This is a genomic window from Paenibacillus sp. J22R160 (assembly GCF_059692135.1).
Genome location: NZ_JCAUAU010000015.1, coordinates 111,043 through 137,613, shown reverse-complemented (window position 1 = coordinate 137,613; position 26,571 = coordinate 111,043). Strand labels below are relative to the sequence as shown.

Genomic DNA, 26,571 nt, shown 5'->3' with positions numbered 1-26,571 from the left:
CTTGGAGTACACTCCAAGTCAAGAGGAACATTCAAGATTAGAATGTCTTGTTATTGGACTATCATTTTTAGGTTAGTCTAATACTTTATTGTCTCAAGACATTTGTAAATTGTTCTGTAGGAATAATATGAATACCCTCATTATTCGCTGAATACACATATTTTTGTTTTGTTTCATCCAAAGTTATGTACTTCGACTATACCATAATTTACTAATATTGAGTTGTGGTAGGGTAGAAACTTAAGCGATCCTGAGTTCCTCAGGATCGCTTTTTTATATTAAAAAGAGACAACACGACTGCACAAAGTGATAGTTTTTTATTTAGGTATATTTTTATTTTAGGTATAATCGATAGCTTAAATGACAAATTAAAATAGAGTCCAACAACGCCCCTATCTCCGTCCATCGAAGGAAAATACAGATTCATAGTGCCTCAACCATTATTTTCAATCATCAGAGCTCGATGAGCAGAAAGCAGGGACCTATGTCAGCTCCTACGCAAGCAAAACCAACGTCAGCTGAAGGGAACGACTTCTCGCTGAAAGCCATTCTGCCGCCGCTCATGGCGATTATTGTCGGCATGATCATGGTTATTCTAGACAGCACCGTCGTCAATAATGCAATTCCAAAACTCGTGGAATACTTCAACACCGATCTGAAGACGATCCAATGGACCGTCACCGGCTATACGCTGGCCTTATCTGCCGTTATCCCTCTTGCAGGCTGGATGACCGATAAATTCGGCTCCAAGCAAATTTTCATGATTACGATCGCTCTATTCACGATCGGATCTGTGCTGTGCGGTATGGCTCAAACACCGGAGCAGCTGATCATTTACCGCGTCATTCAGGGCTTAGGCGGTGGCATGGTGTCCCCGATCGGGATGGCCATGGTGTTCAAGCTCGCGCCTCCAGAGCGCCGCGGATCCATCATGGGCGTGCTCGGCATCCCTATGCTGATGGCACCGGCGTTCGGTCCGGTGCTGTCTGGTTGGCTGGTCGATTCGGTCAGCTGGCACTGGATTTTTATCATCAATCTGCCAATCGGCATTATCGCTTTCATTCTCGGGTATAAATACTTGCCGAAATCCGCTCGTCATGAGGCGCCGCATCTGGACGTCCTTGGTATGTGCCTCGCGCCGATTGCCTTCTCCGTGTTGGCGTACGGCGTAAGCGAAGGAGGCACTAGCTGGTCCTCCACTGCAGCAATCACGGGATTGACCGTCGGAGGCATAGCGCTCATCATCTTCATATTCGTGGAACTAAATCAGAAGTATCCGCTGCTGGAGCTGAAAGTGTTCAAGTCGTCCGATTTTACACGCAGTATCATCTTGACGTGGATCGTACAGCTCGCGTTGTTCGGCGCCATGCTGATCGTGCCTTTATACCTGCAAGGCGTCATGCACTACACCGCGCTTGAAACGGGTTGGATCTTAATGCCTCAGGCGATATGTGCGGGAATTGGTATGCCGATCAGCGGCAGACTGTTCGATAAGATCGGCGCGCGGCCGCTCGCCTTCAGTGGTCTTGCCGCTGTATCCGTTGCTCTATTCCTGCTATCCGGTATCTCGGTGGATACCTCGCTGTGGGTTATCATCCTGTGCATCTGCATCATGGGTCTGGGCATGGGCTTCTCCATGATGCCACTCAATACACATGTCCTAAACTCTGCGCCGCGAAGTCTAGTGAGCCGCGTCACACCGCTCACAACAGCCGCTCAGCAAGTCGTTGTCTCGTTCGCAGTGGCGGGCCTGACGGGCTATCTGACGTCCCAAATCGCTTCCTACACCGCTAGCGCAGGAGCGGGTGCAAATCCGCTGAACGCCGTTGTACAGGGTTACGGCGATACCTTTTTCTTATCCGCCTGCATTGCGACAGCAGGTGTTGCATTGTCCCTCATTCTGCGTAAACCGAAGCAGCTAAAAGAAGAAGGAACCGCTGGCGGAGAGAATCCGGACCCTGCGATGATGATGGGGCACTAACCGAGAATCTATTCCTCTGATACGCTTATATGCAAAAAGCTTTGGCCTACTAACGGCCAAGGCTATTTTTATTGGGCAAATTCTTAGCATTTTCTTTTATTGTAGCGGCCTAGTATTGTGTTCTAGCGTTAATAATTTTGACGAGGGTTGGTTAAACTGTGTGGGATGTCTGACATAGGACCCAGGATAATACGGATGGCTGTACGTAATTCCCATTGACATGGTACAGATCTGTCTGTATTATTTGGGAAAGAACATGATACAGACCTGTCTCTTTTTAATCCAGAAAAGAGTTCTCAGGTTGTTAATTTTAAAGCCAAGGGGAGAATTAATTTGAAAAGAATGCTTTGGGTTGTTCTTATGATGTCTTGCGGAGCAACGTATATTTCATCCATGTTCCCTGTATATGGGAAGTATTATCATTTAAGCAGTTTGGAAATCACCCTCTTGTTTGCCGTTTATGCCGCTATTTTGCTGCCAACCTTGCTTATTGTGGGAGCCAAAGGGAGTTCATGGGGATTAAAAAGGGTGCTTCGCATAAGTATATGGATATCGATCATTTCAACGCTGCTATTCATAGTGAGCCAGAACGTCTGGATGCTCTATGCGGCAAGGATTCTGGAAGGTATCGCGTACGGGGCTTTTACAGGTACAGCTACTGCTTTTCTATTAAAACAAACCTCTTCCAATAAAGTAGGTACTGCTATCAAATACTCAGGGGTAATTGTAAACCTTGGTTTTGGCATGGGCCCTGCAATTTCAGGTTTAGTCGTGCAATACGTGCATATTCAGCCGTTGCGTATGCCATTTTGGTTTTTGCTTGTCATGCTATTGAGTTCTTTGATATTTCTGGAATTGTTACCGAAGCTTGAAGATTCACAAAAGCCGGCAAACACGAAGATTTCCCTCGGTATTCCCGACAATATTCGTTCTCACTTTTTTTCTTTCATTGGACTTCCAGCCTTTACTTTTTTCATGTTAGGTGGAATTGTTTTATCTCTGATTCCTACTTTCGTCAAAAACGTCGTACACTCCTCTAACCTCTCTATAGCAGGATTGTTGATGCTTATGCTTCTAGGTGTAGGGGGCTTAGTACAATTCTTCCCTTGGTTGCAAAATCCGGTAACGCGGATGCGTATTGGTATTGTATTCCTAGCTATAGGACCGTGGATTACTGTTTTTTCTGGAGAGACCGAAAATTTATTTTTACTAGGGGCGGGTATGCTCATTCAAGGAATTGGCGCTGGGTGGACGTTTCAAGCAGCTTTAAGGTTTGCAGGACAATTGCCGAAGCCAGAAGAAAGACCACGAGTCATTTCAGCCTTTTATTTGTGCGCCTACGCGGGGTTCATTATTCCTCCAATTGGAGTCGGAGTACTGACGCAATTTTTTAGTTTGAACTTCTCATTGGTTGTCCTAAATTCGGTTGCCGCGCTATTCGTTATTTATGTGTTAATTTACTCCGTTAAATTTAAACGGTATTATTCAACAATTACATCAAATTAAACATTAATGGTGAAAACTATTTCGGGCTGAACTCATATTTGAAAGCAATTGATAGCACACTACGGTTAAGAGATTTATTCTACGAGGAGGTAATGGCGTTGGAAAAACTATTATTAAGGATGCTGTTTCTGTCTTGCGCGGCAGCAGTCCCCTTTGTTTTCAAACGTAACAACTTGCTTATGCTCTTAACCGTGTTCTTTGCAAAATGTGTGCTCGCGGTTACGCTGGACTCCTACTGTATTAAAAAGAAAAGCATTGCCTATCCGGCACGTCCGTTCCCCAAAATCTTTGATACCAATATTCTATACGACTTCTTATTTTACCCGCTATTAAGTGTAATTTGGGTAAGAACAACTTATAACAGCAAGCCGGCGGAATTACTAACGAGGAGTCTTTTCTTTAGTGTCCCTATGTCATTGTTACAGTGGGCTTTAGAAAAGAAAACCAATTTATTTAAGTGGAATACTTGGACAGTCTTGCATACTTTTGCATCCATCAATTTCACGTTATTTACGATTCGAGGATTTGTTGGTTTAGTTAGAAAAATACTGCCTAATGATGGATTCATACAAGTGGACGATGGCAAATATGACAGCCAACAACTAACTGCGAAAGCAGTGAGTTGACTAAAACAAACTAAGAAGGAAACTAAGAAAAACATCCTGATGACGCAGCACCTCATCGGGATGTTTTTTTCATTGACAACGTAGAAACGTGTAGTGTAACATACACATTATATTTTGAGAATGAACATTCTCGAAAAGCGAAGGGAGTGATAGAGATGTTGAAGGAAAGTAAACTCGCCAAATTTTATTATGGTTGGGTCGTTATAGGTATTGTATTTCTAACGTTGCTAGTTTCTGCAGGGATCAGTTCTTTTCCTAGTGTATTAATTCAATCGCTTGAAACAGAATTCGGCTGGACGCGAGCATCGATATCAGGCATCATTTCCATTCGTATTTTATTATATGGGCTAATTGGGCCGTTCTCGGCCGCTATGCTGGCTAAGTTCGGAATTCGCCGAACAATGGTCTTCGCCATTATGCTGATGCTGATCTCATTAGGGCTTACGCCGTTCATCACGGCCGTATGGCAGCTCATGTTGTTGTGGGGGGTACTCGGCGGGCTTAGCACGGGTGCTTTGGCTAATGTCTTGGGGATAACCGTTGCGAATCGCTGGTTCGTGAAGCACAAAGGGTTGGTAATCGGCATGCTTACGGCGAGCGCAGCCACAGGGCAATTGCTATTCCTTCCTATGCTAGCCAAGATTACGAGTGAGAATGGTTGGCGTAATGCGGTCTATGTCATTATGGCGGCACTTCTTATCCTTCTGCCAGTCATTGCGATCTGGATGAGAAATCATCCCTATGAAAAAGGCGTAGCCCCGCTTGGTACTACGGAAATTGTGAAGCCTGAGCCTTTCCAGGGGAACTTGCTTCTTACACCGATTCGCACTTTATTTTCCGTTATGAGGAATGGGACTTTCTGGCTGCTAGCTGGCACTTTCTTCTTTTGCGGATTCTCGACAAACGGCCTAATTGGCACACATCTAATTGCAGCTTGTGGAGACAGTAATATCCCAATTGTTACAGCTGCAGGCCTGCTCGCATTGATGGGGATATTTGATCTTGTAGGGACTACCTTCTCTGGATGGTTGTCAGACCGTTTCGATAGCAGATGGCTGCTGTTCTGGTATTACGGGCTACGCGGTTTATCGCTGATCTTCCTGCCTTATGCACTTGGCACTGGGTATACACAGCTTACGATATTCGCTGTATTTTATGGGCTGGATTGGATCGCAACCGTTCCGCCAACAGCGAAATTGACGTCCGATACGTTTGGCAAAGAGAAAGCAGGGATGATTTTTGGATGGATTCTGGTTGCTCACCAAGCAGGTGCTTCGACAGCAGCATATGGTGCAGGTTTTCTGCGTGAACTGCTTGGCAGCTATACGGTACCTTTTGTTACCGCGGGCTTCGTCTGTCTGCTTGCAGCGATTGTAGCGCTGAGAATTCGCAACAGAAAATCGCCTGCCGTAGTAACAGCAGCTTAACAAATAATTATACAAAACTAAGGAAAAGGTAACAGTGACGATCGTGATGAAACGAAAGATGGAGGAATCCCATGAGTATTGGTCAAAAGCAGTCCATTCAACCGTTATTTCAACCTTTCACACTGAAACAATTTACCTTATCTAATCGTATTGTCATGGCCCCAATGACAAGAAGTTTTTCCCCAAATGGCGTACCGGGAGTCGACGTTGCAGCTTATTACCGCAGACGCGCAGAAAACGGAGTTGGTTTGATCGTGACGGAGGGAGCAATTATCGACCATCCTGCTGCGACAGGTGACCCTAACATCCCTCATATGCATGGGGAGGCTGCGTTGAACGGCTGGGCTCATGTTGTAAAAGAAGTGCATGCAGCAGGCGGGAAAATTGTTGCTCAGCTTTGGCATGTAGGGATCACCAGGAGGACTCGCTCAGAGCCGAATCTGGAAGCTGCTTCCATATCCCCCTCAGGCATTGATTTAATGGGGGAAAAAGCAGGCGAGCCCATGACGGAATCGGAGATTGTGGGCGTCATTAAGGCTTATGCGGATGGCGCTGCGAACGCAAAGCGGCTTGGTTTTGATGGCATTGAGCTGCACGGGGGCCACGGTTATTTGATCGATCAGTTTTTCTGGGAAAAAACGAACCAAAGGTCTGACCGCTATGGTGGCAGTTTAGTTGCGCGGACACGTTTTGCTGTTGAGATTATCGAAGCTTGCCGCCAGGCGGTGGGACCAGACTTCCCCATTATTTTGCGGTTCTCACAGTGGAAAATAGGTTCGTATGGCGCCAAACTGGCACAATCGCCAGAGGAATTGGCTCAGTTTCTAGCACCGCTGGTGGAAGCGGGTGTGGATCTATTCGACTGCTCGAGCCGACATTTCTGGGAGCCAGAGTTCGCTGGCTCAGAGCTGAATCTGGCAGGCTGGACCAAGAAGCTGACAGGCAAGCCGACCATCACTGTCGGTTCGGTAGGCCTTGAATCCGAGCCGTTTGGGCAGAAAGAGGAGCACGAAATGATCGACGAGTTGGTGGAACGGCTTGGCCGTGAGGAATTTGATCTAGCTGCAATTGGCCGCGCCATCTTGGCAGACCCGGCGTGGGCGGTAAAGATTCGCGAAGGTCGGGATCATGAGCTAATTCCGTACACCGCGGATCGCCTGAAAGACCTGATGTAGTTGTAAGAGCGGCTCAAAATGCTATACTAGTCTCTGTATGGAGGGGGTAGCGTATGGCTAGAAACAGAGAGTTCGAAGTTAATACCGTACTGGGCAAAGCGATGGGCGTTTTCTGGGAAAAAGGCTATGAAAAAACATCCATGCAGGACTTGGTTACCGAAATGGGCGTCCATCGAAGAAGCATCTATGACACCTTTGGAGACAAGCATGATTTATTTATGAAAGTTATTGACCGGTATGAAGAAATAGTCGGTACGCCTCTCTATTATGCCGATGGACATACATCGCCGAAAAAGGCGATAAGAGTGATTTTCGAACAAGCGATTAGTAAAAAAGAAGATAAACCCCGTGGGTGTTTAATGGTCAACACGGCTGTGGAGCTAGCCATTCATGATGAGGAAGCCACGGCTAAGGTCAATGAGAGCTTTTCCAAGACGGAAGCGCGCTTGCAAGAGCTTGTTGAACTCGGTATAAAATCCGGAGAAATAGGTGCTCAACATGATGCGCGAAAGCTTTCGCAGTTTTTAAATAATACATTGCTTGGACTCCGGGTTCTGGTTAAAACGACGGAAGATACGGAGAAACTGCAAGGCATCGTAGATACAACGTTATCTATATTTGATTAGACAAATGACAGAATAACATAGTTGATACTTTAAGTCTGTTTGTTCCTTATGCTATGATGAGAATCATACTTAGGGAGAAAACCACTATGGCTAATGATCAACCCTTAACCAAGGAAGCAATTCTAGAAGCCGCGGAACAAGTTCTGCGACGCTATGGCCCAGAGAAAACATCTGTCGTTGATGTCGCCAGAGCCTTGCAGGTCAGTCATGGTACGTTGTATCGACACTTCCCGAGCAAAGCTTCATTACGAGAAGCTGTAACCGAGCGTTGGCTGCTGAGGATTGCCAAGCCGCTGCAGGTGCTTGTGGATCCATCGGGCGGTGGCAGTGCTGCTGATCGGCTGCGGACATGGCTCCAAGCGCTAATCCAAAGCAAAAAGAAGCATGTGGTGGAGGATCCGGAGATGTTCGGCATGTATTCGGCGGTTACCTTGGAAGCCGTTGACATGATTGCGGAGCATGTGCAGCATCTGATCAGTCAGATGACTCGTATCATCGAGGATGGAGTTAGCTCGAAGGAGTTTCGTTCTGACGAACCTGAGGCTATGGCGAGGGCTATTTTTTTCGCTACAACGAGATTTCATCATCCGGCTCATGCCTATGAGTGGTCCTCTTCAACGATGGAGCAAGAGTTTGATTTGGTGTGGGAATTAATCCTTTCGGGGATTCGGAAATGACAAGATAGACCTGGCGGGTGATTTCCCGCTGGGTCTTTTTTGACATATTGAGGCGTCTCGGATGAAATAGATGGAAAAACTACCGTTAACCGGCGCTGATCGGTGACAGGTAGGGAATTAGCGGTAGAAGCTACAGCTAAATCGTAGGTAGCTAGATGAGGTAGGCTAATTTCGAAGAAATTAGCAGTGTAAAGTCCAGTTAATTGCACAAAAGTAGAATATTTACGGAAAATAGCAGGAGTAATCGGCGTTAAATCACAAGTATTCCGCACGATAGGTGCCCACAGTTCCGGAGGCGCTTAGTTGCCTAGTGCAAAGGGACGACCTGATGGAAGTGAGGGGTTCACACATGGGCACCAAATTACAACTGACAAATATATAAATTTGTCAGTTGTAATTTGTTATCGATATGCATATAATGAATTTATAAATCAAACAATGAAGGTATCGAGGAGGAATCATCGCATGTCTAACTTATCCGGAAAAGTGGCAATCGTAACAGGAGCTTCCAGAGGGATCGGAAGAGAAATAGCGGAGCTTCTAGCCAAGCATGGCGCTAAGGTGGTCATTAATTTCGCAAGCAATCCGGCAAAAGCAGAAGAAGTGGTGGCGGGCATCAAGCAAAACGGCGGAGAAGCTTTGTCCGTTCAGGCGGATATTAGCCAAGTAACCGATATTGAACTGCTTTTTCAGAAAACATTAGAAGCATTCGGACAAATCGATATTCTCGTAAATAACGCAGGTATTATGATTACGAAGCCGCTAGCGGCTATGACGGAAGAAGACTTTGACAAACAGTATGCCATTAATGTAAAAGGCACATATTTTGCGATCCAGCAGGCGCTTAAGCACATGAGTAAAGGAGGCCGTATCATTAATTTCTCAACGTCCGTTGCGGGGATGATGTTTCCTACCTATAGTGCTTATGCAGGCACGAAGGGGGCTGTTGAACAAATTACGCGACAGCTCACCAAAGAATTAGGGCCGGCGGGCATTACGATCAACGCGGTAGCGCCAGGGCCGATAAATACGGAGCTATTCACCGCTGGTAAGTCAGAGGAACAGATTCAAGGTGCCGCGAATTCAAACGCATTTGGACGCATGGGAGAACCGGAAGATGTCGCAGGTGTTGTGCTTTTCTTAGCTAGTGAAGAATCACGTTGGATCACTGGTCAAACGATTCGGATAAACGGTGGAATGGTGTAAGTGAGGCGAGCTGGAGTTGTAAGTTGCAAATCCCAACTATGTGGTATATATTAAGTATAGTTAGTGATCGACCAATCACTAACTATACTTTTTTACATTAAAGGAGGCAGTGGCAAGTGGTTAAAGGTGTAACGTCTTCCGATCGACGCAATGATATTATTAACTCTGCTGTCGAAGTGTTTGCCGAATTCGGCTATTATCGTGCTACAACTGCGCAAGTTGCGGAACGCGCTGCTATTTCACAGCCTTATGTGTATCGATTCTTCACCAAGGAGTCGCTGCTGGAAGCTGCACTGGAACTCTCATGGCAGCGTATCCTTCAAACTTTCCAGCACGTGAAGGAAACTACATCGCCAGAACTTCTGGAACTTGGCTTCGCCCAAGCCTACTCAGAGATTACGGAGTCGCACAGAAATGAAATTTTGCTGCAGATGCAGGCGCAGACGATCCAGGAAGCACCGATCCGTGCTGTGATGAAGCAGGGGATGAATGATGTGAAGCAGTTCGTGATGCAAGCTTTTGAGCAGGCAGGACTGCAAGATGCTGAAGGACGGACGACGAATTTTTTGGCGCGAGGCATGCTGTGCAACGTTTCATTAGCACTCGATATGCCAGATTTGATGGAAAAGAGATAGAATGAATTTTTTTTCAGCAGTAGTAATTGATTGATTAATAAAATAAAGGGGGCCAGCTCATCAAGCAGCCTTCTTCTTTGTCGTTTATCGGAAAAGTCCAACATGTTTTCTCCTTTAGGCAAATATCAGGGCATTTGGATTTGTTACAATGCATATGAAAGCTGGTAATGGCGGTTACTTCTCTATTATGGAAAGTGAAAGGACAGGTAGCAGAATGATCATTACGAATGTGGAAACATTCATCGTCGGGAACTCGTGGAAAAATTGGCTGTTCGTCAAATTGCATACGAAGGAAGGGATTTATGGCATTGGCGAAGGCACACTGAACGGGTTTGCCAAAACGGTGGAAGCGGCGATTCATGAGCTGAAGCATCTGTATATCGGGATGGATGTTCATGATGTGGAAGCAATCGCATTAAAAATGACGCGTGATGTGTATTCGGATGGCGGCCAAATTCAAGGCTCAGCGCTGGCTGCAATTGAGACCGCTTGCTGGGATATTATCGGCAAAGAGGCAGGACTGCCGTTGTATAAGCTGTTGGGCGGCAAATGTCACGAAAAGCTGCGCTGCTACGCCAACGGATGGTACCGAGGGCCGCGTGATCCGCACAGCTTTCATGAGAAAGCGAAGGACGTTGTCGCTAGAGGTTATACCGCACTAAAGTTTGATCCTTTTGGTAACGCATGGCGCACCGTGGAAAGGAAGGATTTTCGAATGGGGCTTGAGATTATCGAGGCGGTTCGTGAAGCGGTAGGTCCTGACGTTGACCTTCTCATTGAAGGACATAACCGCTTTAGTGTACATACAGCTCTTCAATTCGCAGAGGCGATGCTGCCTTATGAGCCTACGTGGTTCGAAGCGCCAGTGCCTCCGCAACGGATCTCCTCCATGGTCGAGGTAGCTAAGCGGAGTCCTGTGCCCATTGCTTGTGGAGAGGATTACTACAACCGCGAGCAGTTCGCTGAGCTGCTGAAACATGACGCGGTGCATATCATTCAACTGGAGCCGCAATATCTCGGCATCTCCGCTTCCAAGCAAATATGCGGGATGGTACACGCGCATGGCGGTGTTACTGCTCCCCATAGTGCACAGGGTCCAATTTGCTCGGTGGTGTGTGCGCATATGAATATGGCGACGCCGAATTTCTTCATCCATGAAATTTTTGATGAATTTAATGAGCCGTGGGAAGAGCAGTTGCTTACGCCTCCGCTCAAAGTTGATCGCGGCTATCTACTTCCGCCAGAGGGTCCTGGTCTGGGCATAGATCTTAACCTTGAAGAGATTGCGAAGCATCCGTATGATCCCGGTCACTGGCTGCCTTTGTTCAAGCAGGGCTGGGAAAAGCGTGAGAAGCATTGAATGAGCGAAGCGAAATATGTTGCCAAAAGGAGGGTAGCGCATGAAAGCTTTGGTCTATGAAGGGCCCAGTACCATGCAGATAAGGGAAGTGGCGAAGCCAATTCCTGGGCCGGATGAGGTACTGATTCGAGTGGAGCGGGTGGGCATTTGCGGCTCTGAATTGAGCGGCTATTTGGGGCATAATTCGCTCCGTAAGCCGCCGCTGATTATGGGGCACGAGTTCTCCGGCGTCGTGGAGGAGGTCGGGAACGGCGGGGATGAAAGCGGGAGCCGAAAGGCTAGATTCCGCCGAGGGGATCGCGTGACGGCCAACCCGCTCGTGTCGTGCGGTCGCTGCCGCGCCTGTACGACAGGGGCCGCGCAGCTGTGCCCGGAGCGCCAATTAATTGGCGCGCACCGTCCTGGAGCATTCGCTGCGTATGTGGCGATTGCGGAGAAGAACGTGTACCCGCTGGACGATCACGTTTCTTTTGATGAAGGCGCTTTCGCGGAGCCGTTCGCCTGTGCGGTACATATTTGCAAGCTGCTCAGACCGCTGCCCACGGATCGTCTCTTGATCATGGGAGCGGGGCCAATCGGTCTTCTGGCTCTACAGGCAGCCAAGGTGTACGGCTTGCAGCAAATTGTAGTCGTTGATATCAATGAACAACGTCTTGAAATCGCCAAGGAACTGGGAGCTCTAACAGTAACTCGTGTAAGCAGCCTTGTGGAGGGGCAGTCCTTCGATGCGGCGATTGATGCCGTCGGTATGGAGCTGACCCGCCAGACTTGCGTGGAGTCGGTGCGGCCAGGGGGCCGGGTCATTTTCACGGGTTTGCACGAGGAAACGAGCCGCCTCCCGATTAATAAAATTATTCGCAGCGAGATTCAGATGACGGGGGCTTTCGCCTACCATTCGGGCGACTTCGAGACGGCGCTTCAGTGGATTAGTGAAGGGCGTGTCAGCTTGTCGCCGTGGACAAAGCTTGCTCCGCTTGAAAGCGGAAGTGCTTGTTTCGACATGCTGATCAAGAATCCGGGGAAGATCGCCAAGATCCTATTAACGCTGGATGAGAAAGGGGAATCTGCCGGGTGAGCTTGGAGCTATTCAAATTAGATGGCCGTGTTGCTTTAATTACGGGCGGAACACGGGGCCTTGGCTATGTCATGGCTCAGGCCCTGGCAGAGGCCGGGGCTGATGTGATCGTGACGAGCCGCGAGAAGGAGAAGGCGGAAGCGGCTGCGCGCGCGATTGCAGAGTCAACTGGCAGACGGGCCCTCGGCTTGGCCGTGGATGTTACGATAGCGGAGCAGGTGGAGGCGATGGTTGCGGATTCCGTCCAGGCGTTTGGGCGGATTGATATTTTGATCAACAACGCTGGTATTAATGTGCGGAAGCCGATTGAAGATTTTGATGAAGCGAGTTGGGATCTCGTTCAGAACACAAACTTAAAAGCGCCGTATCTATGCGCCCGCGCCGTCGCCAAAACGATGAAAAGCCAGCGCTACGGCAGGGTCATCAACCTGTCCTCCATGCTGGGCAACATTGCGATGCCGGAAAGAGGAGCCTATTGCTCCAGCAAAGGCGGCCTTATTCAGCTTACGAAGGTGCTCGCATTGGAATGGGCGCCTTATAACATTACGGTGAACGCGCTTTGCCCTGGGCCGATTGCGACGGAGCTGAACACGGTTGTGATGAATAACCCGGAAGCCAATCGCTTTTTTATCGACAATATCGCGTTGGGACGTTGGGGCAGACCTGAGGAGATCATTGGGGCCATCATTTACTTGGCATCGGAAGCGTCCAGCTTTATGACAGGGGCTTCGATGGTTGTTGATGGCGGTTGGACGGCGAGATAGAAGGGAAAGGTGAATTCGGATGAAACTCGGTCTTGCTGTATATGGCACTACGTTTATGATGGGCATCCATCCTCATTCGACTCGTCCTCGTAGTACTGCGTCTCAATTGCTTGAACAGGCGACCCAGTACGGGCTCCAAGGCATTGAGTTTCCGCTGTCGCTGCTTGAGGGAGAGGATGCGGCTGCGGTAACCCGCCGAGCTAAGGCTCGAGGGCAATATCTCGTTGTGGCCTCAGGGGGCTTTGATCCGAAGCCGCTTAAGGAAGCTATTGAAGCAGCAGGGAGAATAGGCGCGCCAACCGTCCGCACGGTCGTGGGCGGTGCGGATTTCGGCGGCGACCGGCGCAGAATGGCAGGCCGGTGGTCGTCATTTTTACAGGAAGTGTTATCAGGGCTAGGAGAGGCCGCAAGGGCGGCAGAGGAGGCAGGCGTCGTGCTGGCGGTGGAGAATCATCAGGATTTGGCTTCCGAGGAGCTGCTCTGGCTCTGTAAGGAGATCGATTCGCCATACTTCGGTATTACGCTGGATACTGGCAATCCGCTTGCGACGGCGGAGGAACCGGTCGATTTTGCAAGGAGGCTCGGACAGCACCTTAAGCATGTGCACATGAAGGACTATTGGATTTATATGAGCGATGAAGGCTATCGCCTTGTACGTTGTCCGTTAGGCCAAGGCGCCGTAGATTTCCCTGCGCTGCTTCATGTGTTTGCTGAATATTGTCCGGAGGTCAATATGTCGATGGAGCTCGGAGCGCTTGAAGCGCGCCACACGAGGGTGCTCTGTGAGGATTATTGGCAGGATTACCCTCAGCGGTCAGCGGCGCAGCTTGCCAATCTTTTGCGTTTCGTGCAGGGGAATGCCAGGCCGACTGGAGATTGGCGAACCCCTTTTGAGAAGGGCGCCTCGGAAGCGGATATTATCGCCTATGAGCAGCGGCAGTTCCTAACGAGCTTGTCTTATTTGCAAAATTTGCTGCAGGCGCACAACACCGCTTCGCAGACGATGTAACGGGGAAGGAGACGGACGCAGGATGCACATTGATCTATCTGGAAAAGTGGCAATTGTCACCGGTGCCGGCCGGGGGATCGGGAAAGTGATCGCTCTCGCGCTTGCCAAGGAAGGCGTGATTACCGTTGTAACCGACATGAATGAATCGTACTTGGGGGACGTTCAGAAGGAATTTGATCAAAGCGGCTGCAAGGGCAGTACGTTTCTTTGTGATGTGCGTAGCTATGAGCAGATTCAAGAAGTTGTTAGGCGTGTCGTGGATAAATACGGTCGTATTGATATTTTGGTGAATAATGCCGGGGTCGCCGGAGGAGCACCTGTGGATATCCTCTCGGAAGAGGTTTGGGATTTGAACCTTGATATTAATTTGAAAGGCACCTTTTTGATGTGCAAGGCCGTGGCGCCGGTCATGAAGCAGATGAGATCGGGCCGGATCATGAACGCCGCCTCGTTCGCTGCAATCGTTCCGAGCTATGGCAGTGCGGCCTATGCGTCATCCAAAGCAGGCGTGGAACAATTCACGCGGGTACTGGCCGGTGAACTGGGTCCGTGGAACATTACAGTGAACTGTTATGCTCCTGGAATGATTCCGACGGACATGAACCGTTTCGCTGAGCTTGGGGAGCCCCAGCAGCAGCGCTTGCTCGACACCCTGACCTTGCGCCGCTGGGGAGAGAAGGCAGATGTTGCTCACTTGATCTGCTTCCTCGCTTCCGACTACGCCGGTTATATCACCGGCACGATGATTGATATCAGCGGTGGGAAACTGGCCACGCAAATCCCACGGATCGCGTATGAGAAAGCAGCAGTCGAGGGTGCTTACGAGTTCTAGCAATCAAGGAGGGGATACAATGAAAGATACATCTAGCTTTCAATATGACGGTAAAACCGTGCTCGTCACCGGGGCAGCTAAAGGGATCGGAGCCGCAATTGCCGAGCAGTTCCTGCTGTCCGGAGCGAACGTTGTAACGGCTGACGTGGACGAGCAAGGGGAAGACGTTGCTGCTGCATGGCGCAGGGAAGGCCGCCCGGCACATTTTATCCGGTGCGATGTATCGCAGGGCACAGAGGTGGAGAAGATGGTGGCCTTCGCAGAGACATCGTTCGGCGGCTTGGACATTGTGGTGAACAATGCCGGCATCTTCCCCAGAGCGGACTTATTCCAGACGGATGAAGCGTTCTGGGATCTTGTGATGGGGGTTAATCTCAAGGGAGCCTATTTGACCTGCCAAGCAGCAGTGCCTGGCATGATCCGCAGAGGGGGAGGCAATATCGTCAATATTGGCTCGCTCCACGCAAGGAAGGGATCGCCGGATACGCTCGCCTATGCGATTTCGAAAGGCGGCCTCGTCACGTTGACGTTGAATTTGGCAGGTTCGTTAGCCAAGCACCGTATTCGCGTGAACTGCATACATCCTGGCTGGGTCGCCTCCGATGGGGAGCTGGCTCGTCTTGCTTCAGTGGGTGAAGACGAGAAGTCTTTGGAGAAAGCGTCCCAGCGGATGCCTATGGGCCGGATGCAAAACGGCAAGGATATTGCGTCCGCTGTTCTTTTCATCACATCGGATCAGGCAGGACAAATTACAGGGCAGCAGCTTACGGTTGATGGTGGACTTGGTTTGTAATCCCGTTAAATGAGTGAGGAGTGAGCGCGAGTATGACGAAGATTGCTTTTATCGGCGCAGGCAGCTTGGTGTTTACGAAAAATCTGGTTCGAGATTTGCTGACGTTTCCCGCATTTGAGGCTTGTACCATCGCTTTGATGGATATTTCGGAGGAGCGGCTGGCTTACGCCAAGACAGCGGTTGATAACATCATCGCCGCAGGAGGATACAGGGCGAAGGTAGAGGCAACGACGGACCGGGCGCAAGCGCTAACCGGGGCGGATGGTGTTGTCTGTACCATCCTAGTCGGCGACTTGGAGGTCTGGCGCACGGATATCGAAATTCCCAAAGCTTATGGCGTCGATATCAATATTGGCGATACCCGAGGGCCGTCGGGTATTTTCCGCTTTTTGCGCACGATTCCAGTGATGCTGGAACTTTGCAGGGATATTGAGCGTTACTGTCCCGACACGATTTTCTTGAACTACTCGAATCCAATGGCGATGCTGATTAGAGCGATGCAAAGCGAGAGCAAAGTGCAAGTCACAGGCTTGTGCCATAGCGTGCAAGGAACGGCTTCGATGCTTGCTGGTTGGATCGGTGCGCGGATGGAGGAGATTACTTACCGCTGTGCGGGCATTAACCATCAGGCTTTCTATTTGGATTACAAATGGAAAGGCAAGGACGCTTACCCGCTCATTCGCGAAGCGGTGATGAAGCGGCCTGAAATCTACAATGAGGAGCAGGTCCGCAACGAAATGTTTCTTCATTTGGATTACTACGTGACGGAATCAAGTGGTCATAATTCGGAATATAATGCCTGGTTCCGCAAACGTCCGGACTTGATCGAGAAATACTGCACCCATGGCACAGGCTGGAATCCCGGGCATTACGCAGAAATTATCAATTATGCTGAGAAGCTGCGTGGAGGCTGGCATAAGCAGATGGAAGAGTGGCGAGACAGTCCTATCGATTTGAAGCGGGGCGAGGAGTATGCGTCCTATATCTTCAATGCGACGATTGGTGACGGCACTCTCTTTGAGTTTAACGGGAACGTACGGAACATGGGATACATCGATAATTTGCCGCAGGGCTGCTGTGTCGAGGTTCCTGTTCTAGCCTCCAAAGGACGGTTAAGCCCGATTCACGTTGGCGCGCTTCCGGATCACTTGGCCATTCTGGTTAATACAAGCGCCCGCTGCGAGGAGTTGGCTGTCCAAGGGGCTCTCACGGGGGACCCTCGGCTGATTTATCATGCCATTTGCTTCGATCCCTTAACGTCTGCCGTTCTCAGCCTAGCCGAGATTCAGGAAATGGTTGACCGCATGTTCGCAGCGAATAAAGAGTGGCTTCCTCAATTCAAGCATCTCAGCTAAGAACCTAAACCAGCGTTGCATCCCTCCCTATGGAAAATAGCGCTTCCACTGTAGATTTGACACACTTGTAAGCGTAACCAAAATTGATATGATTAAGGTGTAAAACATTCTGTGTTCACAGATGGCAACTCATCACTTCAATCATGCAAAGGGAGGATTCGTAAAAATGAAAAAAACATTTTTAAGCGTTGCTGCCATGATGCTCACGATTTCCGTTGTTTTTATGGGCTGTTCCAGCCGGCCAAGCTCGGGAACATCTACGACTGACAGTCCGGCAGCAACTACGAAACCGACAACGACGACGGCGGCCAGTACCCCGGATGCCAAACCGAGCGGGGATAAGATCAAACTAACGGTGTACAGTACGATCTCCGAGCTGCCGAATCAAGAGATGATGAAGGGCATTGCGGCTGATTTTACAAAGGAAAATCCGAACGTAGCCGTTGAATTCCAATTCCCCGGCGCCGAATACGAGAACATTCTGAAGGTTAAAATGGCGGCAAACGATTTGCCGGACGTCTTCGATACGCATGGTTGGGCGATTATCCGCTATGGCAAGTATCTAGCCGATCTGCGCAATGAGCCATGGGCAAAAGATATGACGGATACGATCAAACCTGTCGTCACGGACAAGGACGGTAAGGTAGAGGCGCTCGTGATGAGCGAAGCCAAAGACGGGATCTCCTATAACGCTGAAATTCTTGAAAAATACAGCATCACACCGCCAAAAACCTTCGACGAACTGATGGCGGCAGCCGAGAAAATCAAAACATCCAGCAACGGAGCGGTGACGCCGTTCTTCATGTCCGGTGTGGATAACGGAATGATCGGCGGTTTCTCCGATCTGTACGCCACATCGATGTACATCTCCCCGGCGACGAACGATGCTAAGACGCTTCTTGACGGGACTTTTGATTGGAGCAAATGGACACCGCTTGCGCAAAAGCTGCAGGACATGAGCAAGAAGGGGTACATCAACAAAGATGTGCTGACGGCCAAATACAGTGACATGCCGCAACTGTTTGCACAGGGCAAAGTAGCTTTCGTATTCGGCGCCCCTTCCTTCGCGGACGAAGTGTACAAATACAATAAAGCCGCCAAAATCGGCATTGCCCCGCTGACCTCGATGGTCGCTGGAGACAGCCAATCCTTCTCAGGCGGTGAGCGTTATACGATGGGTGCCTGGAAAGACGGCAAGCACTTGGCAGAATCCAAGAAGCTGATTGCGTTCTTTGCCAAGCCAGCGAATATGTCCAAAATCGCCAATGCGACTAAGCTGCCTGCTGGACTAAAAAACATCGAATCCAAGCATGAATTCTCCGAGTACTACAAGCAATTCGAGAATATTCGCGTGTTCCCTTATTTTGACCGTGTGTATCTGCCAAACGGTATGTGGGACGTCATGTGCAAAACTGGCGTTGCCTTGCTCGCGGGAACGGTTTCTCCTCAGCAATTCTCTGACAAAATGAAATCCGAATACTTACGTCTGCGCAATCAGTAGCAGTGAAATTGGGAGGGTGTCAACCACCCTCCTTTTTGCTCTACGATCATGAAGGAGGAAGGTGAACTTATGGCTGAATCAAGGACAGTGCTTGTACAGACCCGTTCCCGCAAAACGGAAACAACCTTTAGTCGCCTCGTGCGCAGCGGTGCTTTGCTGAATTTGCTCTATATTCCGGCGCTTCTTTTATTTTTCATTTTCATTTTTTATCCGTTTTTCAAAGGGATCAAAATTTCGTTTACGAATTGGGACGGCTACAATCAAGACTACAAATGGATCGGTTTCAACAATTATACCCGAATGTTCACGGATCCAGAGATCCTCAAGGTTATTCGCAATACGGCGATCTATGGGATCGGCAGTGCTGTTTTTCAAAATGTCATCGGCTTGTTATACGCTCTATTCTTAAATCTGAATATCCGAACCCGAGGACTTGTCCGTACGGTCATTTATTTGCCGGTCATTATTTCCTCCTTGATTATGGGGTATATCTGGTACTTCTTCTTCCAGTATCAAGGCGGCGCCATCAATGACATTATTCTATTGTTTCATGATCAGCCTTCGAATTTGCTGGGAGATCCGAACCTGAATGTGTGGATTATTACGTTCGTCAACACGTATCAGTATTTGGGGATCGCGATGGTGCTCTATTTGGCCGGATTGCAGTCTATTCCAAGGGATTACTACGAGGCTGCGACGATTGACGGAGCGGGTCCCTTACAGCGTTTTGCCCATGTGACATGGCCGCTTATTGCCCCTGCTTTTACGGTCAGCATGGTACTCAATCTGATTGGCGGCCTTAAATTGTTTGACGTCATCGTCGCACTGACCAACAGCGGTCCAGGCTATGCCTCCGCATCGTTGTCTTCGATTATGTATCTGCTCTATTTTGGAAGGGAAGATGCCGGGTATGCGGCTACGATCGGAATTCTGATGTTCATCATGATCTCCATCGTGAGTATTACGGCCTTGCTGTTTCTTAGAAAGAGGGAGGTTAACGCATGAGAAACAAACGGAAAAGTCTGTTAACGCTGCTCTCCCTCGTCATTTGCTTGGCGCACATTTTGCCCTTCTATATTTTGATTACGACTTCACTCAAAGCCTTCGACGATCTAAGCTCCAAATGGATGTTTCCAGGCTATCTGTACTTCGATAACTTCCGGGATGCTTGGAAGGAAGCGCATCTGGCGGATGCTTTCCGGAGCAACTTCATCGTGACCGTCATTTCAGTTGTCCTGATCGTCATGATTGGCTCCATTGCGGCTTATCCGCTTGCCCGGCGACAAACGAGCTGGAATAAATTCATTTATGCGGTTTTCGTGTCCGCTTTAATCGTTCCCCCATTGACTATTCTGGTTCCGTTGTATAAATTTATGGTAGATATTGGCGGGATGAATCAGTACTGGGGCATTATTCTATTATTCATTACCTTTAATCTGCCTATGACGATTTTCTTGTACACTGGTTTCATCTCCACGATTCCGCGGGATTTGGATGAAGCGGCGATGATTGATGGAGCAGGTAGGTTCCAGTTGTTCTTCACGGTGATATTACCGCTGCTGAAGCCTGTGACTGCGACAGTTATTATTTTGTCTGGTGTTGCTGTGTGGAACGACTACCAATTCTCGATCTTTTTCTTGCAAAAACCAGAGATGCGGACCATAACGGTAGCGCTTTCATCGTTCTTTGGCCAGTATACGAGCAATGTAGGCTGGGTGGCTGCCGGGTCCTTCATGGGCGCGATTCCGATGACGATTGTGTATTTATTTTTGCAGCGCTACTTTGTCTCGGGACTTGCTTCCGGCGCGATCAAAGGATAATCGCTAGGAGGTTGATACAATCAGACAATCGATTCGGTTTCGGCTATCTTTGCTATTTTTCATTACTATTGTCATTCCGATTGTCGGTATTGTTGTTAAATTGCCCTCCTATTATCTCGATTTAATTAAAGAACAAGAGTCCTCTCTGCTGGAGGGGACTTTAACTGCGCTTACTTTCGATATTCAAACGTATTTGGACGATTTGGAGCGCATGACTGTTACGCCTTATCTGAACAATGAAGTGATGCTTGCATTGAAATTAAAATCTACCTCTCAGTGGAAGCTTCTTACCCCTTATGAGCAATATGAGGCGGAAGAAGTACTGAATAAAACCCTCCCTAGCTATTTGAAAAATATGCGAAAGGACATACTCGGAACCATTCTTCTGCCAATGGATGGTTCTGTTTACATTACGCCGCCTCTCAGTTTCTCTGATCAAGCGGTGAAAGGTTTTCCTTTTAAAGAGCAAGATTGGTATATCAAGGCGGTGAAGGCAGACGGGAACGTAGCGTTCACCGGTGTACATAAGCAGGATTATCTGAACAACGCAGATAGTGAGGTTTTCTCAGTTACGCGTCTGATCAAGGACCCGGATTCCAGTCGGCCGCTGGGCATTATTATGGCGGATGCTGACACTGTCCTCTTGGATCAGATGATGAAAGGCATTCGGCTGAGCAAGGGGGCGAAGGTGGTCATCCTTGATGATAATCAGCAATTGATTTATGCGAATCAACCCATTACGGGCGATATGCAGCGCCAAGTTGCTTCGGGAAGCCGGACGGTCATGGACGTGAAAGACTCCTACTCGGTCGTTCGAGAAACGATTTCCCGCTCGAATTGGGTGATCGCGATCCTGTCGCCGGAGGCTTTTATCCAAGGACATTTGAAGCGTGTCTATTGGATGGGTTCGGCTTTTGCGGCCAGCGGCCTGCTGATTGCGTTGATTCTGTATTTCACAGTATCCCACTGGATTGTTACGCCTTTCAAGCAAATGATTCAAGTGATGAAGCGCGTCCAACGCGGGGATATGAATACCTTGTATCGTGTAAAAGGAAACGATGAAATCTCCCAGCTGGGCAGCAATTTGAATACGATGATCTACAAACTTGGTGAGCTGATTGATCGGGAATATAAGGCCGTGCTCGGGAAGCGGAACGCGGAGTACCGGGCTTTGCAATCGCAAATCCAGCCGCATTTTCTATACAACACGTTAAATGGCTTCATTGGCCTTAATCGAACGGGACAAAGCATGCAGCTGGAGCGGGCTATTCTATCGTTAAGCGGCATGCTGCGCTACACCCTAGAGCATAACGATTGGGCGCAGTTGCAGGAGGAAATCGATTTTATCAACAAGTACTGCGGACTTCAATTGGTTCGTTTCGCTGAGAAAATTCAGGTGCACATCAGCTGCGATCCGGATGCTCTGTCACTCTTAATTCCGAAGCTGCTGCTGCAGCCGATGATTGAGAATGCGATCATTCATGGCATAGAGCCGTGTGATCATAGTTGCGAGCTTAGGATGGACATCCACATTCAGTCTATTCCTGGTCAGCAGGAAGAAGCATTAGCCATTCAGATTAGCGATAACGGGGTGGGATTTGAATCCAGCAAAGTGCAGGAGGGCCTAGGCATTCGGAATGTTAGGGAGCGGTTGCAACTGTCTTTCGAGGGAGCATCGATGAGTATTCATAGTGCTAAGGATGAAGGAACTAGTGTTCAAATCCTAATACCTTTAAAGGATGTGATGCGAGGATGAAATTGATCATTGCTGATGATGAGAAGCTGATTCGGGCGAGCATTCGCAGTATGGTTCAGGATGTAGAATCCTCCTGGCACATTGTTGGCGAGGGAGCGAATGGGGAGGAACTCCTGGAGCTAGTCAGCGAACATAAGCCGAATGTCGCCATCATTGATATCCGGATGCCCCGAATGAATGGGCTGGAGGCGATGCGCTTGGGCAAAGCGATCTCGCCTTGCACCAAGTGGATCATCTTAAGCGGATTTTCAGACTTTGCTTATGTGCAGGAGGCTTTACAGCTTGGGGCGTCCGATTATTTACTTAAGCCCGTTAATCCTCTCGATCTGGAGAGGGCGCTAACGAATACGGCCAAGCACAATAAAGAATTCATCCAAATGCATAACCAACAATTTGAAAATAATTTGTTTGCCCTTTGCAACGGGCTCACGACCTTGAAATTTGAGGAGCTGGACAGCGTCTATGTGCAAGGCTGGTTTATCGGAGCCGTTTGTATATGTGACACGACCAAAACCGGGAAATCCTTATCGGACATGACCTGCGCTTTTTATGATGACTTGCGTGAGCGTATGGCAAGTTTGCTTGTTTATGGCATGAATTTCGCCATGGTGTCGCTGCCTGACGGTGAGTGTGCGGCGATCGGTTCCTGGGATCCGGCGAAGGGCTTTGATTGCAGGGAGCAGGTGCAGCATTTTTTTGACGGGTTGGCAGATATCGCCGAGCCGTATCGTCATAATGGCTTGGCGATAACGATTCTGCAAACTGGCGAGTGCCGCGGCTTCGATCAACTGAATGCCCAGCTTGCGCAGCTTGGGGAATGGAGCCATCTGCGGGTGGTTCACGGCATCGGCCAGCGCATTAGATACATGGAGTTGGAAGCGGAGGCCCAGGTTCCTGAAAGCTCCAAAATCAGTCAACTTTTCTGCGCGATTAAGCAGCATATGTATTTCAGGGCCTATTTGAATTATCAAACAGCGGTTGGAGAGCTGGAGGGCTTGCTGCTAGCGGGCAAACGAAGCTCAAATGCGCAAACGCAGCGAGCCATTCACCTGTATATGGTGCAAGCGTTGGGCGTTGGAGGTGCTTATGATGCTGCGCGGTCAGAGTCTGAAGTGATCAGGGAGCTTCGGGAGATGGGGGAGAGCAAGCTGCGGGAGATCAAACCCAGGGAGCCGGTTACGGCTGATCTTATCGAGCAGGTCGTTCATTATCTCGAGCAGCATTATATGGACGATATCGGGATAGGTTCAATTGCCCAGCAGCTCAATGTGACTGCCAATTATTTAAGCATGCTGTTCAGTAAAAAAACAGGAACGCCATTCGTTAAATATTTAACGAATCTTCGCATGCTGAAGGCCAAGGAGCTGCTGCTCAATACGAATTTGCAAGTGAAGCAAATCGCGGAGAAGGTCGGCTACTACAGCACGAGGCATTTTACCAAATTATTTGTGGAGAACTGTTCCAGCTATCCGTCGGATTATCGGAAGAGTCATGCCTAATCAAATGAATTGCGAGAACTTGCGATACTGCTGAGCGGACATCCCTTCCCATTTTTTAAATATACGACTGAAATAGTGAAAATCATCATAGCCGACTTCGAGCGAGATTCGCTCGATTTTATTATCGGTTTCGCGTAATAGCCGTTTAGCCTGCTGATGCCGGACGGATTGCAAATATTTATTAGGGCTCATCCCCAGCATATCTTTAAAAAGCTTACTCATATAGTCTTCATGAACGTTGATGAAAGCGGCCATATCGCCATTGGTCCACTTTTTTCGGTAACTCGTTTTGAGTTCATGAGCTAAATGCTGTAAGCTTTCTTGATATTTCGGGTGAAGGGTACGATTGGTCTCGGCTTGGTGCCGGATTAGCAGTGTGAGCATTTGGAGCATCAGCCCCTTGGAGACCATCTCGAAGCCTTGTTTCTGCTCGGTCATTTCATGGATGGTCGCCTCCATCAACGAAACGACAGCGGGAGGAAGCGAGAGGGAGTATGTGTATGGAAACAGAGGTGTCCCGTCAATATAAGGCATCGCGCAAAAACAATCCACGAGAGGATTGCTTTCATCCACGACAATATCCCCTTGCTTCACACGCAGGTCGCTAAAGAAATCGAAATGAATCCCAAGTAGATGAACATGCGGCGCTGTCAATACTTCGATGGTGTGATACACATTGGCTGGTAAAAGCAGCATACTCCCCGCAGGAATCAGCATCGACTTGCCCAGTAAAGTGGCCTGCAGCTCGCCTTGAATGACATAGAGAAACTGAAAATCGTAAATACGCCGCGCCCATTTGAATTGAGGCGTTCTTTGGTGCAGTTGAGCCCAATGTACACTAGGCGCCAGCTCGCGATAGGTGGTATGCCGAATCGGGGATATGTCTGTCAATGTCATCACCATCCAACGGATAGACTGAGTAGACGTTCGGTTCCATTTTATCACAAGGCTCGTTCAACTTTTGTAGAAACTTGGCATTAGGTTTTGTGGTTCTTATCTTAGCATAGAGGGTAATTTAAGGGAGGATGAACTCAAAAAATTTGGCGGTGGTATGATGTTGTCTGCATTGAAAAGGTTACTCATCGGTCAGCCTTTGAAATCAGCCGAATTAGGGGAGCAAAAGCTGAATAAAACAAAGGCATTAGCGATCCTGTCTTCTGACGCTCTATCATCGGTCGCTTACGGGCCTGAACAAATTCTCATTGTGCTTATCACGATAAGCGCCGCGGCACTTTGGTACTCGATACCGATCGGCGTAGGCGTGCTCATACTTTTATTGGCTCTTATTCTGTCATATCGGCAAATTATCTTCGCCTATCCCCATGGGGGTGGGGCGTACGTCGTATCGAAAGAAAATTTGGGTGTAAACGCAGGCTTGCTAGCCGGGGGCTCCTTGCTGGTGGATTACATCCTAACTGTGGCGGTCAGCATCTCGGCGGGGACAGACGCTATTACTTCGGCCTTCCCGCAGCTCCATCCTTACAACGTGAATATTGCTACTCTGCTCGTTGTCGCCATAACGATACTGAATCTTAGAGGAATCACCGAGTCAGCCTCCATCTTGGCATATCCCGTCTATTTATTCATTTTGGCGTTGTTTATATTAATCTGCGTAGGCTTATATAAGGGGCTGACCGGAACAGTCACACCTGAGATGCATGCGACTATGGGGACGCCGGTTGCTGGAATTACACTGTTCTTGTTATTAAAAGCTTTCGCATCCGGCAGCTCGGCCTTAACGGGTGTTGAAGCGATCTCGAATGCGATTCCAAACTTTAAAGCGCCAGGACCGAATAATGCCTCCAAAACCCTAGCGGCTATGGGCTTGCTGCTTGCCATATTGTTCTCGGGCATTGTGTATTTGGCTTTTGCCTACGGCATCGTACCCAAAGCTGAGGAAACCGTAGTCTCACAAATTGCCTCCCAAACATTTGGGAGGAATTATATGTACTACTTCATCCAAGGCACCACCGCGATGATCCTTGTGCTTGCCGCCAATACGGGGTATTCGGCATTTCCGTTACTCGCTGTTAATTTGGCCAGGGACAAATATATCGCTAGAATGTTTACGATCAGAGGAGATCGACTGGGGTATTCGAACGGGATTATTTTCCTGGCGATTATGTCGATCATTCTGATTATCGTGTTTAAAGGCAGGACAGAACATCTTATTCCGCTGTATGCCGTTGGCGTGTTTATTCCCTTTACGCTGGCACAAACAGGGATGCTGGTGAAGTGGGTACGCAAGAAGCCCAAAGGCTGGATCGTCAAGCTAACGATCAATTTGATTGGCGCTTTGATTAGCTTTACCGTGATGCTGATCTTTTTTATCACAAAGCTGGAGCAGGTATGGCCTGTGTTTATATTCCTCCCCTTGATTGTTTATACGTTCCATAAAATCAAAAAGCATTACGAGGCCGTGGGTGAGCAGCTCCGAATCACGACGTGTGAGCCTTCTATTCCGATCAAAGGCAATGTGATGATCGTGCCTGTCGCGGGCATTACACATGTCGTGGAAAATTCCATGAATTACGCCAAATCGCTGGCGCCGGACCAGATTATCGCTGTGTATGTGGCCTTTGATCGAGAGGCCGAGAAGCAGTTTCAAGAGAAATGGGCGTGTTGGCAGCCGGATGTACGATTAGTCACGCTGCATTCTCACTACCGAAGCATCATTCAACCGTTGACGAAGTTCATCGATACCGTGGAACATAAGGCGAATGAGTCGAATTTCCGGGTAACCGTCTTAATTCCACAGTTTATTCCCAAACGAAACTGGCAGCACATTCTCCATAATCAGTCCAGCTTGCTGATCCGCGCGTTTCTGCTGTACAGACGGGATCTCATCGTGACGACGGTACCGTATCATTTGAAAAAGTAGATAGGATAAATCAATAAAAAGTACAGGATTCGGCGATAATTCGCCGTTTCTGTACTTTTTTTACGTG

General features: G+C 48.7%; 23 protein-coding genes. 22 read left to right on the top strand and 1 reads right to left on the bottom strand.

Going from position 1 to position 26,571, the window contains the following annotated elements:
* Positions 1 to 484: 484 nt before the first annotated feature.
* From AC58UW_RS24350 to AC58UW_RS24250, 21 genes are all read left to right on the top strand, one after another.
* A complete protein-coding gene (locus AC58UW_RS24350; protein WP_497423189.1) occupies positions 485 to 1,981 on the top strand; it encodes an MDR family MFS transporter in 1,497 nt (498 codons plus the stop codon).
* 342 nt (positions 1,982 to 2,323) lie between these two features.
* Positions 2,324 to 3,487 (top strand): MFS transporter, encoded by a 1,164-nt coding sequence (locus tag AC58UW_RS24345; protein ID WP_497423188.1) that lies wholly within the window; start codon positions 2,324 to 2,326, stop codon positions 3,485 to 3,487.
* Positions 3,488 to 3,585: 98 nt separating this feature from the next.
* Entirely contained in the window at positions 3,586 to 4,113 is a 528-nt protein-coding gene (locus tag AC58UW_RS24340) for a CBO0543 family protein (RefSeq protein ID WP_497423173.1), read from the top strand.
* Positions 4,114 to 4,268: 155 nt separating this feature from the next.
* On the top strand, positions 4,269 to 5,540 hold the full coding sequence (locus AC58UW_RS24335; protein WP_497423172.1) for an MFS transporter: 1,272 nt from the start codon (positions 4,269 to 4,271) through the stop codon (positions 5,538 to 5,540).
* 71 nt (positions 5,541 to 5,611) lie between these two features.
* Positions 5,612 to 6,715 carry an NADH:flavin oxidoreductase gene (locus tag AC58UW_RS24330; RefSeq protein WP_497423171.1) on the top strand — a complete coding sequence of 368 codons (1,104 nt, stop codon included), beginning with the start codon at positions 5,612 to 5,614 and terminating at the stop codon, positions 6,713 to 6,715.
* Positions 6,716 to 6,768: 53 nt separating this feature from the next.
* On the top strand, positions 6,769 to 7,341 hold the full coding sequence (locus AC58UW_RS24325; RefSeq protein ID WP_497423170.1) for a TetR/AcrR family transcriptional regulator: 573 nt from the start codon (positions 6,769 to 6,771) through the stop codon (positions 7,339 to 7,341).
* A gap of 86 nt (positions 7,342 to 7,427) precedes the next feature.
* Positions 7,428 to 8,018 carry a TetR/AcrR family transcriptional regulator gene (locus tag AC58UW_RS24320; RefSeq protein WP_497423169.1) on the top strand — a complete coding sequence of 197 codons (591 nt, stop codon included), beginning with the start codon at positions 7,428 to 7,430 and terminating at the stop codon, positions 8,016 to 8,018.
* Positions 8,019 to 8,483: 465 nt separating this feature from the next.
* The gene (locus AC58UW_RS24315; protein ID WP_497423168.1) at positions 8,484 to 9,224 is read left to right on the top strand and encodes an SDR family oxidoreductase; all 741 of its coding nucleotides are present in this window, start codon (positions 8,484 to 8,486) and stop codon (positions 9,222 to 9,224) included.
* A 116-nt stretch (positions 9,225 to 9,340) separates the two neighbouring features.
* Complete coding sequence (locus AC58UW_RS24310; protein WP_497423167.1) at positions 9,341 to 9,859, top strand: TetR/AcrR family transcriptional regulator; 519 nt, start codon at positions 9,341 to 9,343, stop codon at positions 9,857 to 9,859.
* A gap of 154 nt (positions 9,860 to 10,013) precedes the next feature.
* Positions 10,014 to 11,219, top strand: a complete 1,206-nt coding sequence (locus tag AC58UW_RS24305; RefSeq protein WP_497423166.1) for a mandelate racemase/muconate lactonizing enzyme family protein — start codon at positions 10,014 to 10,016, stop codon at positions 11,217 to 11,219.
* 40 nt (positions 11,220 to 11,259) lie between these two features.
* Positions 11,260 to 12,294: a zinc-dependent alcohol dehydrogenase gene (locus AC58UW_RS24300; RefSeq protein WP_497423165.1), complete on the top strand. Its 1,035-nt coding sequence runs from the start codon at positions 11,260 to 11,262 to the stop codon at positions 12,292 to 12,294.
* The gene (locus AC58UW_RS24295) at positions 12,291 to 13,058 is read left to right on the top strand and encodes an SDR family NAD(P)-dependent oxidoreductase (protein ID WP_497423164.1); all 768 of its coding nucleotides are present in this window, start codon (positions 12,291 to 12,293) and stop codon (positions 13,056 to 13,058) included. Before AC58UW_RS24300 ends, AC58UW_RS24295 begins: the two co-directional genes overlap by 4 nt.
* A gap of 19 nt (positions 13,059 to 13,077) precedes the next feature.
* Entirely contained in the window at positions 13,078 to 14,067 is a 990-nt protein-coding gene (locus AC58UW_RS24290) for a sugar phosphate isomerase/epimerase family protein (RefSeq protein WP_497423163.1), read from the top strand.
* Between the two features lie 22 nt (positions 14,068 to 14,089).
* A complete protein-coding gene (locus tag AC58UW_RS24285) occupies positions 14,090 to 14,899 on the top strand; it encodes an SDR family NAD(P)-dependent oxidoreductase (protein ID WP_497423162.1) in 810 nt (269 codons plus the stop codon).
* A 19-nt stretch (positions 14,900 to 14,918) separates the two neighbouring features.
* Positions 14,919 to 15,692 carry an SDR family NAD(P)-dependent oxidoreductase gene (locus AC58UW_RS24280; protein ID WP_497423161.1) on the top strand — a complete coding sequence of 258 codons (774 nt, stop codon included), beginning with the start codon at positions 14,919 to 14,921 and terminating at the stop codon, positions 15,690 to 15,692.
* A gap of 32 nt (positions 15,693 to 15,724) precedes the next feature.
* Positions 15,725 to 17,047, top strand: a complete 1,323-nt coding sequence (gene melA, locus AC58UW_RS24275; protein WP_497423160.1) for an alpha-galactosidase — start codon at positions 15,725 to 15,727, stop codon at positions 17,045 to 17,047.
* 166 nt (positions 17,048 to 17,213) lie between these two features.
* The gene (locus AC58UW_RS24270; protein ID WP_497423159.1) at positions 17,214 to 18,548 is read left to right on the top strand and encodes an ABC transporter substrate-binding protein; all 1,335 of its coding nucleotides are present in this window, start codon (positions 17,214 to 17,216) and stop codon (positions 18,546 to 18,548) included.
* Between the two features lie 69 nt (positions 18,549 to 18,617).
* On the top strand, positions 18,618 to 19,553 hold the full coding sequence (locus tag AC58UW_RS24265; RefSeq protein WP_161408188.1) for a carbohydrate ABC transporter permease: 936 nt from the start codon (positions 18,618 to 18,620) through the stop codon (positions 19,551 to 19,553).
* Positions 19,550 to 20,368, top strand: a complete 819-nt coding sequence (locus AC58UW_RS24260; protein ID WP_145659017.1) for a carbohydrate ABC transporter permease — start codon at positions 19,550 to 19,552, stop codon at positions 20,366 to 20,368. The genes AC58UW_RS24265 and AC58UW_RS24260 overlap by 4 nt, the downstream gene beginning before the upstream one ends.
* A gap of 49 nt (positions 20,369 to 20,417) precedes the next feature.
* Positions 20,418 to 22,124, top strand: coding sequence for a cache domain-containing sensor histidine kinase (locus AC58UW_RS24255; RefSeq protein ID WP_497423158.1), 1,707 nt, complete (start codon positions 20,418 to 20,420; stop codon positions 22,122 to 22,124).
* Positions 22,121 to 23,623, top strand: a complete 1,503-nt coding sequence (locus AC58UW_RS24250) for a response regulator transcription factor (RefSeq protein ID WP_497423157.1) — start codon at positions 22,121 to 22,123, stop codon at positions 23,621 to 23,623. Before AC58UW_RS24255 ends, AC58UW_RS24250 begins: the two co-directional genes overlap by 4 nt.
* Here AC58UW_RS24250 and AC58UW_RS24245 read toward each other — a convergent pair whose 3' ends face one another.
* Complete coding sequence (locus tag AC58UW_RS24245; RefSeq protein ID WP_497423156.1) at positions 23,624 to 24,514, bottom strand: helix-turn-helix transcriptional regulator; 891 nt, start codon at positions 24,512 to 24,514, stop codon at positions 23,624 to 23,626.
* Between the two features lie 163 nt (positions 24,515 to 24,677).
* Here AC58UW_RS24245 and AC58UW_RS24240 point away from each other — a divergent pair, with 163 nt between their 5' ends.
* Complete coding sequence (locus tag AC58UW_RS24240) at positions 24,678 to 26,504, top strand: APC family permease (protein WP_497423187.1); 1,827 nt, start codon at positions 24,678 to 24,680, stop codon at positions 26,502 to 26,504.
* The last annotated feature ends 67 nt before the right edge of the window (positions 26,505 to 26,571 follow it).